Below are 12,032 nucleotides of genomic sequence, written 5' to 3'. Positions count from 1 at the left end.
GATCCATTCCCTTCTTCCCATGAAGCTGCTGCTGATCAACCACTACGCCGGCTCGCCGAAGCACGGCATGGAATTCCGCCCGTTCTACCTGGCCCGCGAATGGGTCCGGACCGGGCACCAGGCGCTGATCCTGGGCGCGTCCTACTCGCATGTCCGCACCACCCAGCCCGAGCCCGGCATGGCGGCCATGAGCGGCGTGAACTACCTCTTCTACGACACGCCCGAGTACCAGGGCAACGGCACCGGCCGGGTCAAGAACATCTGGTCCTTCTGCCGCCAGGTCTGGAAGGACGCCGACATCCTGGCGCGCGAGTTCGCGCCGGACGTGGTGATCGCCTCCAGCACCTACCCGATGGACATCTGGGTCGCGCGCCGCGTCGCGAAGCTCGCCAAGGCCAAGCTGGTCTACGAGGTGCACGACCTCTGGCCGCTGTCGCCGATCGAGCTGTCGGGGATGTCGAAGTGGCATCCGTTCGCGATGCTCTGCCAGAAGGCGGAGAACGACGCCTACCGCGATGCCGACGTCGTCGTGTCGATGCTGCCGAAGGTGCACCAGCACATGGCCGCGCACGGCCTCGACCTGAAGAAGCTGCACATCGTGCCCAACGGCATCACGCTGGACGAATGGTCCGAGCACGGCGAGCCGCTGGAGGCCGCGATCCAGGCGCACCTGGACGCCGAACGGGCGGCGGGGCGCACCGTCGTCGGCTACGCCGGCTCGATGGGCGAGCCCAACGCGCTGGATGTGCTGCTGGACGCGGCGAAGCGGCTCAAGGACGAGCCGAGCGCCGAGAGCGCGGCACTGAGCTTCGTGCTCGTCGGCGGCGGCCATCTGCGGGACAAGCTCGAGGCACGCGTGAGGGACGAGGGCCTGACGAACGTCGCGATGTTCCCCGCGATCCCGAAGGCGCAGATCCCGTCGCTGCTGAAGGGTGTCGACATCGCCTACATCGGCTGGCAGCGCACGCCGATCTACCGTTTCGGCATCGCGCCCAACAAGCTGATGGACTACATGATGGCGCAGCGGCCGGTGCTGCATTCGGTGGAGGCGGGCAACGACCCGGTGGCCGAGGCCGGCGCCGGGCTGACGGTGCCGCCGCAGGACGCGAAGGCGGTTGCCGACGGCTTGCTGAAGCTCGCCGCCGTCCCGGCCGAGGAGCGCGCGGCCATGGGCCGCCGCGGCCGCGAGTTCGTGCTGGCGAATCACACCTACCCGGTGCTCGCGCAGCGATTCATCGACGCGGTGTCTTGAGCGTCGGGATCGTCGTCAGAATCCACCGTTTCCCAAGTCGTTCCCTCGCCGTCCTTTCCGTCCCGCAGTCCCGATCAACGCAGTCCTCACCGCGGCCCCGGCCGACGACGACATGACCCAGGACCGAGAACTCCAGGCCATCGCCCAGCGTTACGCCCGCCGCGACCAGCGGCTGGCCGGGCTGGAGCGCTACAGCCTGCTGCGCCCGGAGGTCTGGCAGATGCTGCACGAGCGCCAGGCCGCGATGCTGCGGCTGCTGGCCGCACACCGGGCATCGCTGGTCGACCCCGCGGCGCCGCTGAGCGGCTGGCGCATGGCCGAAGTCGGCTGCGGCGCCGGCGGCAACCTGATGGACATGCTGCGGCTGGGCCTGCTGCCGCAGCACCTGACCGGCATCGAACTGCTGCCCGAGCGCCTGGAGGTCGCGCGTGCCGCGCTGCCGCAGCAGGTGCGGCTGCTGGCCGGCGACGCGTCGCAGGCGGACGTCGAGCCCGGCAGCCAGGACCTGGTGCTGCAGTCGACGGTGTTCTCCTCGATCCTGGACGACGGCCTGCAGCGCCGGCTGGCCGACGCGATGTGGCGCTGGCTGACGCCGGGCGGGGCGGTGCTCTGGTACGACTTCATCGTCGACAATCCGCGCAATCCCGATGTCCGGGGCGTGCCGCTGAGACGCGTGCGCGCGCTGTTCCCCGAGGGCCGGATGGCGGTGCGCCGCGTCACGCTGGCTCCGCCGATCGCGCGTGCCGCCTGTCGCGTCCACCCCGGCGCCTACCGCGTCCTCAACACGATCCCCTTCCTGCGCAGCCACGTGCTGGCGCTGATCACCAAGACACCATGAGCACCACCGATCCGAAGTCCGATCCTCAGGCCGAGGCCAAGCTCCCGTTCCTCCCCTTCGCGCTGCCCGAGCTGGGCGACGAGGAGATCGCCGAGGTCGTCGACACGCTCAGGAGCGGCTGGATCACGACCGGTCCGAAGGCGCGCCGCTTCGAGCAGGCCTTCGCCGAGTTCCTGGCCGAGCCGCAGATCGAATGCATCGCGGTGAACTCCGCCACCGCCGGCCTGCATCTGGCGCTGGAGGCCCTGGGGATCGGGCCCGGCGACGAGGTCATCACGACGACGCACACCTTCACCGCGACGGCGGAGGTGGTGCGCTATCTGGGCGCGGACGTGAAGCTGGTCGACATCGACCCGGCGACGATGAACATCGCGATCGACCAGATCGAGGCCGCGATCACGCCGCGCACGAAGGCGATCATCCCGGTGCACTACGCCGGGCTGGCGGTGGACATGCTGACGCTGCTGGACATTGCGCGCAAGCACGGCCTGAAGGTCGTCGAGGACGCCGCGCACGCGCTGCCCACGACGCTGGAGAAGGAACTGATCGGCACCATGGGCAGCAACGCCACCGTGTTCAGCTTCTACGCCAACAAGACGATGACGACGGGCGAAGGCGGCATGCTGGTCACGCGCGATCCGGAGCTGGCCAAGCGCGCCCGCGTGATGCGGCTGCACGGCATCAACCGCGACGCCTTCGACCGCTTCACCGCGAAGGTGCCGAGCTGGTACTACGAGATCGTGGCCCCCGGCTTCAAGTACAACCTGACCGACATCGCCGCGGCGCTGGGGCTGCACCAGCTCAAGCGGCTGCCGGCCTTCCAGAAGCGGCGCGAGCAGATCGCCGCGCGCTACTTCGAGGCGCTCGCCGACCTGCCGCTGATCCTCCCGCCGAAGGCGCCCAACGAGGATGTCCACAGCTGGCACCTGTACGTGCTGCGCCTGTCCGACGCGGCCATCGCGGCCGGCGTGACGCGCGACCTGTTCATCGAACGCATGTTCGAGCAGGGCATCGGCTGCAGCGTCCATTACGTGCCGCTGCACCAGCATCCGTACTGGCAGGAACTCTACGGCCTGACGCCGGAGATGTTCCCCGAGTCGCAGAAGGCCTACGAGCGCACGGTCACGATCCCGCTGTACACGGCGATGACCGACGACCAGGTCGAGCGCGTGATCGCCGCGGTGCGCCGCAGCCTGGGCTTCTGAGCCTGGCCCGCGCGCGGACGCTCCGGAAGACGGACACGGGAACAGGACCAGGACGGCCGATGGCCAAGCGACTTTTCGACATCTTCTGCGCGGGCGTGGGCCTGCTGCTGCTGAGCCCGCTGCTGCTGGCCGTGGCGGTGTGGATCAGGCTGGACTCGCGCGGACCGGTGATGTTCCGGCAGGAGCGGGTGGGGCGCTTCGGCCGGACCTTCCGCATCCACAAGTTCCGGACGATGCGGGTCGATGCGCCGGCGCTCGGTCCGCAGATCACGATCGGCGACGACGCGCGCATCACGCGCAGCGGCCGCTGGCTGCGGGCGAGCAAGGTGGACGAGCTGCCGCAGCTGTGGGACGTGCTGCGCGGCGCGATGAGCCTGGTGGGACCGCGGCCCGAGGTGCCGCGCTACGTGGCGCTGTACCCGGCGGAACTGCGCGAGCTGGTGCTGTCGGTGCGGCCGGGCATCACCGATCCGGCGTCGCTGAGCTTCCGCAACGAGAGCGAGTTGCTGGCGCGGGCCGAGGATCCCGAGCGCGAGTACGTCGAGGTCGTCATGCCGATGAAGCTGGGACTGGCGGCCGACTACGTGCGCAACGCCAGCCTGGGCGGCGACATCCGGCTGATCCTGGCGACGCTGGGCGCGATCAAGGCCTGAGAGAACAAGAGAACACGATGAACTGGTTGTCCCTCGACGCATTCCTGACGCGCATCCGTCCGTACCGCGAGGCCGCGGCGCTCGCGCTGGACATGGTGGCGGTGGCGCTCGCGTGGCAGGCGACCTATCTGTTCCGGCTCGGTTTCGAGCGCTGGTTCGAGGCCCGGCCCGACTACGACCATTGGGTGATGCTGGGCATCGTGGCGCTGTACGGGCTGCTGCTGAAGGCGTTCCAGGTGCCCAAGGGGATGTGGCGCTTCAGCGGCTTCGGCGAGGTCAAGCGGCTGGCGGCGGTCTGCGTCACCGCCGGCCTCGTCGCGGCCGTGGCGGTGCTGATGGCGCAGCTGACCAAGGTCCCGCGCGCGGTGCTGGCGCTGCATCCGGTGTTCACGCTGATGGTGCTGGCGATGATGCGCATGGGCTACCGCATGCTGTACGAGCACATGCGCAGCCGCATCAGCGGCAGCGCGCTGGAGCAGCGCCGCGCGCTGGTGATGGGCGCGGGGGACGCCGGGCGCCTGCTGGTGGCCGGGATCCAGCACCAGCAGGGCTGGGTGGTGGTGGGCTACCTGGACGACGCGCCGGAGAAACGCGGCGCGCGCGTGGCCGGCGTGCCGGTGATCGGCACGCTGCAGGACGCGACGCGGCAGGCGGACCTGCACGGCATCACGCACGTGATCGTGGCGATGCCGGCGGCGACGACGCCGGAGCGGCGCCGCGCGCTGGATCTGGCGGGCAAGACCGGCCTGGCGGTGCTGACGGTGCCGAGCAGCCAGGAACTGCTGGCGGGACGCGCGGTGAACCAGGTGCGCGACATCGAGCCGGAGGACCTGCTGGGGCGCGAGCCGGTGGAACTGGACGAGGGCGGCATCAGCGAGTGCATCGGCGGCAAGGTGGTGCTGATCACCGGTGCGGGGGCTCGATCGGGTCGGAGCTGTGCCGGCAGGTGGCGCGCTACGGGCCGTCGAGGATCGTGCTGTACGAGCTGAGCGAGTTCGCGCTGTACCGGATCGAGCAGGAGCTGTCGGAGAAGTTCCCGCACATCCCGCTGGTGCGCCTGATCGGGGACGTGAAGGACCTGGAGCACCTGCGCTTCACGTTCGGGAAGTACCGGCCGCAGATCGTCTTCCATGCGGCGGCCTACAAGCATGTGCCGCTGATGGAGGAGGAGAACGCCTGGGCGGCGCTGAGGAACAACACGCTGGGGACGTACCAGGCGTGCACGGCCGCGGCGGAGTCCGGCGCGGAGCGCTTCGTGATGATCTCGACCGACAAGGCGGTCAATCCGACCAACGTGATGGGGGCGACCAAGCGCGCGGCGGAACTGGTCATCAGCCACATGGCCGGGCAGGGGCACGCGACGAGGTTCATGGCGGTGCGGTTCGGGAACGTGCTCGGTTCCAGCGGCAGCGTGATCCCGAAGTTCAAGGAGCAGATCGCCAAGGGCGGGCCGGTGACGGTGACGCATCCGGAGATCACCCGCTACTTCATGACGATCCCCGAAGCGGCACGACTCGTGGTGCAGGCCGGGGCGATCGGGGATTCGGGGCAGGTCTTCGTGCTCGACATGGGCGAGCCGGTGAAGATCGTGGACCTGGCCCAGACGATGATCCGGATGAGCGGGAAGGATCAGCGGGAGATCAAGATCGAGTTCTCGGGCTTGCGACCGGGGGAGAAACTCTACGAGGAGTTGCTGGTCGACAACGAGCGGACGGTGGCGTCGGTTCGGGAAGGCATCCGGATCGCGCAGTTGCGCGACTCCGGGTACGAGACGACGCTCGCCGCCCTGCTGCGGCGTGCCGGCGAGCCGGGGGCGGCCCTGCCGGATCCGGAGGTCAAGCGGTCGTTGAAGGCGCTGCTGGCCGACTATGCGCCGCAGCGGCGCGATCTGGCGTGAGGGGCGCGCGGACATGTCGCTTCTGAGCCTTCGAGGGGCGGCCTCGGGCTGGCTGTGTCGCCTGGGATCCTTCGTTGCCGCCGTGGTGCTGGCGCATCTGCCGTTCTGGATCTTGTCGCAGTTCTATGCGATCGAGCGGGCCCAGGTCAGCGTCGACCTGCTCCTCGCGATCGCGGTGCTCGCCTGGCGTCCCGCCTGGGGACTGGCGCTGATGGTGCTTTGCTGGGCCGTGGACGGGGTGGTGAGCCAGTCGATGGCGTACCACTTCCTGTCGCCTGCCGCCTTCCTCGACAGCGCACGTTTCGCCGGCGATCTGAGGCTGGCGGGGTTCGTCTCGTGGGAAGCGACGTCGAGTCTGCTGATGTTCATCGGCGCCGCCTGGGGATCCTGGTGGCTCGCGCGACGACGTCGGCCCGAATGGGGATGGCGCTCGCCGCCATCGTCGTCGTGGCGGCGCTGGATCTGCTCAACGGCTCGTCGCGCTACGCCGTCGCGGACCGCCGCGCCGTGCCTCTGAACATCGCCGGAAGCCCGATCGTGTCATTCAGCCGGCAGGTGGCCGCCTCGCAGCGGCATGAGCCGCCGGTGGCGCTCGGACCGGGCGAATCGATCGCTGCCGTCGCGGATCTGGCCGGTTGGGCGCGGGCCCATCCCGATCGCAGCATCTGGCTGGTGGTCGTGGAATCGATGGGCTGGATGGAGAACGAGGCGCTGCGCCGGCAACTGATGAAGGCCATGGACGGCGCCCTCCGTGGTGACGCCTATCGCGTCGAACTCAGGCAACTCCCCTTCAAGGGCTCGACGACCTACGGCGAGCTGCGCGCCCTGTGCGGCGTGATCGGCGCGTATGCGGACTTGTCCGACGCCCAGGCCGCCGAGTGTCTGCCGGCGCGTCTGGCCGGCATGGGGTGGACCACCACAGGTCTGCACGGTTTCTCGGGACGCATGTTCGATCGACGCGGCTGGTGGCCGCGGATCGGTCTGCGCCAGGCCCTGTTCCTGGAGGACCTGGGCGAGGAACTGCCGCTGTGCGGCGGCGCGTTCCGCGGTGTCTGCGATGTCGAGTTGCTGCAGACGTCGGCGCGCCGTCTCTGGGAGCCGCGGCAGTTCGTCTACACGCTGACGCTCAATACGCACCTGCCGATCGACCCGGTCACGGTGCCGGCTGACTGGCAGGGCCTCTGCGACCGTGAACGGGTGTCGCGCGACGTGTGCGAACTGACAGCGGCACAGGGCCGTTTGCTGGCCACCGTCGCGGACCTCGCGCGGGATCTGCCGTCGCCGCGACCGCTGGTGGTGGTGATCGGCGACCACGCGCCGCCGTTCCTGGACGTTCATGCCCGGGCCGCCTTTGATCGGCGCACCGTGCCGGCGTTGATCCTGAGACCGGACTGAACGGTGCCCATCGACGGCCGGCACCCGGATCCGGCCGCTGCGCGGATCCGTGGCGGGGCGCTTATTTCTTGTAGTAGTGGTCCGTCTTCACGGCGCCCTTGGGGAAGAGCTTGCGCACGCCCATGCGCAGCGCCGAGTCGGCGCGCAGCGCCACATCGCGCAACACCTGCTCCGGACGGCCGCGGAAGGTCGTGACGTGGAAGTAGTCCTCCCCTTCGGCCGGGTGCTTCGAGAAGTAGTAGTTCGAGACGCAGCAGCGCGGGCGGTCGGCCTTCACCGGCGACACCGAATGCCACGACCCGGAGTTGGTGATCATCACCGCCAGACGGTTGAAGCGGCTCTCGACGGTCACCTGGGGCGCCTTGGGGCCCTCGGGCCACAGCTCGAGGTTGCCGCCGTCCTTCAGGCCCCAGTCCTCGGAGACGTAGTACAGCAGGTTCAGGACGCGATAGCGCTCGCGTTCCTTGTCGTGCGAGTTGTCGAGGTGCGGATTCAGGAAGTGGCCCTTGGCCATCATCGAGATGCCGCCCGCGTACAGCAGGTCGTCGGGTTCCAGGGCCTTCAGGCCGGTGATCTCCTCGACGAGCGCGACGATGCGCGGATCCTGGAAGGCGAACAGGATCTCCTCCAGGATCGGGTCGTACTGGTCCATCTGGGCGGCGACGAACTTCAGCTCCCGCAGGCTCTTGCGCACGCGCATGGAATCGCCGGCCGGATACGCCTTCCGGATGCGCAGCGCCGTTGCCGGCGGAAGCACGTCGTCCAGGACGAAGTGGTGGATCGGGGCCGAGGCCCGCCATTGCGTCGCGATGTCCTCGCGGCGCTCGTTCATGCGGGCCAGGATGCCGTCCGCCAGTTCTTTGCGATTCATCGTTGCGTCTCCAGGAGCGAAGAAAGCGTCAGGCCGTCAGGAGATAACGGCAGGCGCTCGAAAGATGCCATACGAAATACTTCAGCTGGCGCCGGCTGGCGCGCTGGGCGTCGTGGATCACGCGCGCCTGCGGCAGCAGCAGGACCCGCAGGCCGGCGCGGTGCAGGCGGTGGCACAGGTCCACGTCCTCGAAGTACATGAAGTAGCGATCGTCGAAACCGCCGACCGACGCGTACACCTCGCGCCGGAAGACCATGAACATGCCTGCCACCCAATCCACGGCCAGCGGGACCTGTCCGAGACTGTAATCCGGGCCCTGCGGGCCGCCGAGCTTGCGGCGCACCAGACGCGCCACGGTCGGGAAGCGACGGGCGCTGTCCTGCAGCTGGCCGTCGCTGGCGTACACGACCGGGGCGGCCACGCCGGCGCCGGGCTCGGCAGCGGCCGCCAGCAGCGCGTCCAGCGCGAAGTCGCGCAGGCGGATGTCGGGGTTGACGACGACGAAGAACGGCGCCGTGCTGGCGGCGAAGGCCCCGTTGTGGTTCGCGCCGAACCCCTTGGGCTGTGCGTTGCGCAGCACGCGGATCGGCAGGCGGTCCTGGAACTCGGCCAGGAACGCCTCGTCCTCCGGGATGTTGAGCGTCACGATCACTTCCGTGAGACGCTCGCGCAGCGCCAGCAGGTCGCCCAGCAACGGCCGGATCAACCGACCCTGCCCGTGGCTGACGATGGACAGGCAGACGCCTCGGGCCTCGGTGCCGCTCATTGGTGTTGCTCCGTCAGCATGGCGGCGACCAGGCCGCTGCGGGCCTGTTCGCAGCGGACCAGTCCGCGCTGGAAATGATCGCGCGCGGACGCCCGGCGCGCGATCCGCGCCGGATCGCGCACCACGGCCTCGGCGCGCGCGAGCACCTGCTCGATCGGCATCGACAGCGGCAGCAGCAGATCGGCGCAGGGTCCGTCGCGCATGAAGGCCCGCACGCCGCCCGAATCGCGGCACACCGGCGTGCAGCCGGCGCCCATCGATTCCAGCGGCGGCAGGCCGAAGCCCTCATGCTCGCTCAGGTGGATGAAGCAGGTGCTGCGTGCGTAGAGGTCGCGCATCTGCGCGTGCTGGGGCGCAGCAGCAGCACCTCGACCTGGTCGCGGACCTGCGCGGCGATGTCGTCCTCGGGCGTGATGACCCCCACGCGCAGCTGGCGCGCACGCGCCAGCGCGATGAAGCGCAGGTACAGGTCCAGGCGCTTGTGGTCGCCCTTGCGCAGCACCATCGCGAAGTCGATGTCCTGGGTGGGCGCGTCTGGCGCCAGGAAATCGGCGTCGGCCCAGATCGGCGCCTCCAGCGCCACGTCCATGCCCTCGTCGGCGAGGCGCTCGCTGAGGTAGGCATTGGCCGAGATGATGCGGCCGGAGCGGTAGATGCCCAGCACGACGCGGCGCAGCAGGCGGGACAGCGGGCCGCTGCCCACGAAGTTCCACTCCAGATCCTGCACGAAGAAGAAGCGTTGGCGACGCGGCACCAGCAGTGCCAGCGGCAGCGTCGCGTAGTGCGTGAAGACGACGGTGCTGGCGCGCCGCGCCGTGTGCCGCCACCAGCGGGCGAAACGGTAGGTCAGGATGGGCAGCTCCCCCAGCGCGCGGGCCGCACGGGGCGGCCACGAGGACAGGTGGGCCACCGGCACGGTGCTGGCCATCGCATGCGGGCTGACCCACAGCGAGAGCACGCTGGCCGCGTGGCCGTCGCGGTTGAGCTCGGTGGTCAGCCGCAACGCCTCGCGGTTGCCGCCGCTGATCTTGAGCGACGGCACGACGATGACGGCGCTCATCGCGCGGGCTCCTGCAGCCGGCGCGCCCGCCATGCGTGCTTCGCGGTGTAGGCCAGGCGCCAGAAGTTGGCGACCGGGCCGGGCGTCCCGTGGTGGATCAAGATGTCGGCGTTGGTGCGGAAGCTGGCGGCGTAATTGACGTCGCTGGTGCCGCCCAGGTGGTAGACACCGAGCGGTGCGTCGATGACGGTGAACCCGTCGACGCCGTGGCGGCGGAAGTAGCGGTGGAACCACTCGAAATCCATCGCCAGGCGCATCTCGGCGTAGCCGCCGAGCTGCTCGTAATGCGCGCGCGGGACGGCGCACCAGTTGTGGGCCAGGTGCATCGCGCGGTAGAGCTTGTGCGGTTCGGAGCGGATGGTGCCGACGGTCTCGCCGGTCTCGGTCAGCAGCCGGGCGTGGCTGCAGATGACGCGGCGGCCGTCGCCGGCATGGGCCAGGACCTGCTCGAGGAACTCGGGGTCGTAGGTGTCGCCGGCGTTGAGCAGCAGCACGTAATCGCCACGCGCCAGCGCCAGCCCCTTGTTCCAGGCGTCGGAGATGCCGCGGTCCTTCTCGCTGATCCAGTGCTTGACCAGATCGCCCTGGGCCCGGATGCGGGCGACGGTGTCGTCCTTGGACGCGCCGTCGACGACGATCCACTCGAAGTCACGCAGGCGCTGCGCGCGCACGCTCGCGGCGGTGCGGTCGAAGAGCGCGCCCGAGTTGTAGGTGGCGGTGATGATGCTGAAGCGCGGGCGCGGGGCGGCGTCCGGGGCGGGCGTCATCGGAAAGGGGACGGGGGCAGCGCGCTCATGGTCGTTGCGGATGGGCGGGGTCGGAGGTGACGGGGAGGTATCGCACGCTGAGCAGCAATGCGCAGGCCATCACCAGAGGAGGGTAGAAGTAGGTGTCCTGGGTCATCAGGAATCCCAGCGAGCCGCTCAGCAGCGTCGCGATGTAGCGCGTGTTGGCGTTCAACCGGGTACGCAGCAGCGCCAGCATCGCCAGGAAGAAGCCGATGAACCCGGCCAGCCCGACCTCGAGCAGGAGGCGCGTGTAGAAGTTGAAGGTGGACGCCCGGTTGGCGGCGTCCAGGCTCAACTGGTTGAGGCCCTCTTCGCTCAGGTAGAGGAACTCCGGCGCGAACGCATCGCGATAGAAGAAGTGGAACTGGCCGATGCCGATGCCCGGGATCGCGTACCCGCTGGTGCTCACATTGATCGACAGGAGCGTCGAACCGAAACGCATGGCGGAACTCAGGTTCTCGCTGACGTCGAGGGCGGAGAAGCGGACGATGAACGACACCGCCGCGACGCCGATGGCCGCGAGCAGCAGCAGTGCGGTGCGGGTGGAGATCCTGCCGGCGGAGGGGAAGAGGATCGCCAGCATGATCTGGGCGCCCGCGACGATGACCATGGTCTTGGCGTTGATGCCGATGGCCGTTCCATAGAGCGCGCCGGCCAGGAGGACGTGGAAGACCCGGCGCGCACCTTGGGCCGGGAGCGTGAGCAGCATCGCGCCGAACAGCGCCGCGCAGACGCCGTAGTAGGACGGTTCGCTCATCAGGCCCGTGGCCCGCTCGATCACGCCCTCGTCGTTGCGGAAGAGCAGGAGGACCGGCGAGAAGTGATCGATGATCGACAGCGCCTGGAGGCTGAAGATGACCAGGTGGAAGGCCGCCGCGCCAGGCACGATGCGCCGCAGCCGGGCAACGGCGTCGTGACGCCATGCGAGACGCGCGTTGCCGAGCACGGACAGCATGGCCGTGACGACGAGCAAGGTCTGGTTGACGAATTGCACGAACGGGCTGCGGGAATAGCCGCGGGGCGTCCAGTCGACGATCTGGTTGATGCAGAACGCGATCGTGCCGAGGGCCAGGAGTGCCCCGCACACCAGGACCGCATTGCGCTCCACCCGTCCGGCCACGCCCCGGGGGGCGCGGCAGAGGGCCAGTCCGTACAGGCCGCCGAGGGTCAGCACCAGACTGACCGGCTTGGCGCCGAATTCGCGCAGGAGCAGTCCGGTCGGTCCGAACCAGTCGATGGGCAGCAGCAGCGCCACCACCCACAGGTACAGCGAATAGCCGCGGCGGCTCGGCAGCGCGGCGGCGGCG

At 69.4% G+C, this 12,032-nt stretch carries 14 protein-coding genes; 8 read left to right on the top strand and 6 right to left on the bottom strand.

Annotated features, from left to right (window positions below):
* The first annotated feature begins 19 nt into the window (after positions 1–19).
* From ACQ86G_RS02190 to ACQ86G_RS02155, 8 genes are all read left to right on the top strand, one after another.
* Positions 20–1,252, top strand: coding sequence for a glycosyltransferase family 4 protein (locus tag ACQ86G_RS02190; RefSeq protein WP_431259108.1), 1,233 nt, complete (start codon positions 20–22; stop codon positions 1,250–1,252).
* Between the two features lie 112 nt (positions 1,253–1,364).
* On the top strand, positions 1,365–2,090 hold the full coding sequence (locus ACQ86G_RS02185) for a class I SAM-dependent methyltransferase (protein ID WP_431259107.1): 726 nt from the start codon (positions 1,365–1,367) through the stop codon (positions 2,088–2,090).
* Positions 2,087–3,295 carry a DegT/DnrJ/EryC1/StrS family aminotransferase gene (locus ACQ86G_RS02180; RefSeq protein ID WP_431259106.1) on the top strand — a complete coding sequence of 403 codons (1,209 nt, stop codon included), beginning with the start codon at positions 2,087–2,089 and terminating at the stop codon, positions 3,293–3,295. The genes ACQ86G_RS02185 and ACQ86G_RS02180 overlap by 4 nt, the downstream gene beginning before the upstream one ends.
* Positions 3,296–3,354: 59 nt before the next feature.
* A complete protein-coding gene (locus ACQ86G_RS02175; protein ID WP_431259105.1) occupies positions 3,355–3,948 on the top strand; it encodes a sugar transferase in 594 nt (197 codons plus the stop codon).
* A gap of 17 nt (positions 3,949–3,965) precedes the next feature.
* On the top strand, positions 3,966–4,937 hold the full coding sequence (locus ACQ86G_RS02170; RefSeq protein ID WP_431259104.1) for a nucleoside-diphosphate sugar epimerase/dehydratase: 972 nt from the start codon (positions 3,966–3,968) through the stop codon (positions 4,935–4,937).
* Positions 4,922–5,845 carry a UDP-N-acetylglucosamine 4,6-dehydratase family protein gene (locus ACQ86G_RS02165; RefSeq protein WP_431259103.1) on the top strand — a complete coding sequence of 308 codons (924 nt, stop codon included), beginning with the start codon at positions 4,922–4,924 and terminating at the stop codon, positions 5,843–5,845. Before ACQ86G_RS02170 ends, ACQ86G_RS02165 begins: the two co-directional genes overlap by 16 nt.
* Before the next feature lie 13 nt (positions 5,846–5,858).
* On the top strand, positions 5,859–6,362 hold the full coding sequence (locus tag ACQ86G_RS02160; protein WP_431259102.1) for a hypothetical protein: 504 nt from the start codon (positions 5,859–5,861) through the stop codon (positions 6,360–6,362).
* Positions 6,269–7,240, top strand: a complete 972-nt coding sequence (locus ACQ86G_RS02155) for a hypothetical protein (RefSeq protein WP_431259101.1) — start codon at positions 6,269–6,271, stop codon at positions 7,238–7,240. Before ACQ86G_RS02160 ends, ACQ86G_RS02155 begins: the two co-directional genes overlap by 94 nt.
* Before the next feature lie 61 nt (positions 7,241–7,301).
* Here ACQ86G_RS02155 and ACQ86G_RS02150 read toward each other — a convergent pair whose 3' ends face one another.
* From ACQ86G_RS02150 to ACQ86G_RS02125, 6 genes are read right to left on the bottom strand one after another with little or no spacing between them, the layout of a single operon-like run.
* Complete coding sequence (locus ACQ86G_RS02150; RefSeq protein WP_431259100.1) at positions 7,302–8,111, bottom strand: 2OG-Fe(II) oxygenase; 810 nt, start codon at positions 8,109–8,111, stop codon at positions 7,302–7,304.
* Positions 8,112–8,139: 28 nt separating this feature from the next.
* Entirely contained in the window at positions 8,140–8,877 is a 738-nt protein-coding gene (locus ACQ86G_RS02145; protein ID WP_431259099.1) for a glycosyltransferase family 2 protein, read from the bottom strand.
* Positions 8,874–9,215 carry a glycosyltransferase gene (locus ACQ86G_RS02140; RefSeq protein WP_431259098.1) on the bottom strand — a complete coding sequence of 114 codons (342 nt, stop codon included), beginning with the start codon at positions 9,213–9,215 and terminating at the stop codon, positions 8,874–8,876. Before ACQ86G_RS02140 ends, ACQ86G_RS02145 begins: the two co-directional genes overlap by 4 nt.
* Entirely contained in the window at positions 9,173–9,937 is a 765-nt protein-coding gene (locus ACQ86G_RS02135; RefSeq protein WP_431259097.1) for a hypothetical protein, read from the bottom strand. The genes ACQ86G_RS02140 and ACQ86G_RS02135 overlap by 43 nt, the downstream gene beginning before the upstream one ends.
* Positions 9,934–10,704: a glycosyltransferase family 2 protein gene (locus tag ACQ86G_RS02130; RefSeq protein WP_431259096.1), complete on the bottom strand. Its 771-nt coding sequence runs from the start codon at positions 10,702–10,704 to the stop codon at positions 9,934–9,936. Before ACQ86G_RS02130 ends, ACQ86G_RS02135 begins: the two co-directional genes overlap by 4 nt.
* 25 nt (positions 10,705–10,729) lie before the next feature.
* Positions 10,730–11,980, bottom strand: coding sequence for a hypothetical protein (locus ACQ86G_RS02125; protein ID WP_431259095.1), 1,251 nt, complete (start codon positions 11,978–11,980; stop codon positions 10,730–10,732).
* Positions 11,981–12,032 lie beyond the last annotated feature (52 nt).

This window comes from Roseateles chitinivorans (genome assembly GCF_050632145.1).
Classification (GTDB): domain Bacteria; phylum Pseudomonadota; class Gammaproteobacteria; order Burkholderiales; family Burkholderiaceae_C; genus Roseateles; species Roseateles chitinivorans_B.
Note: the sequence above shows the minus strand (reverse complement) of the source record. Positions and strands in the feature narration are given on the sequence as shown.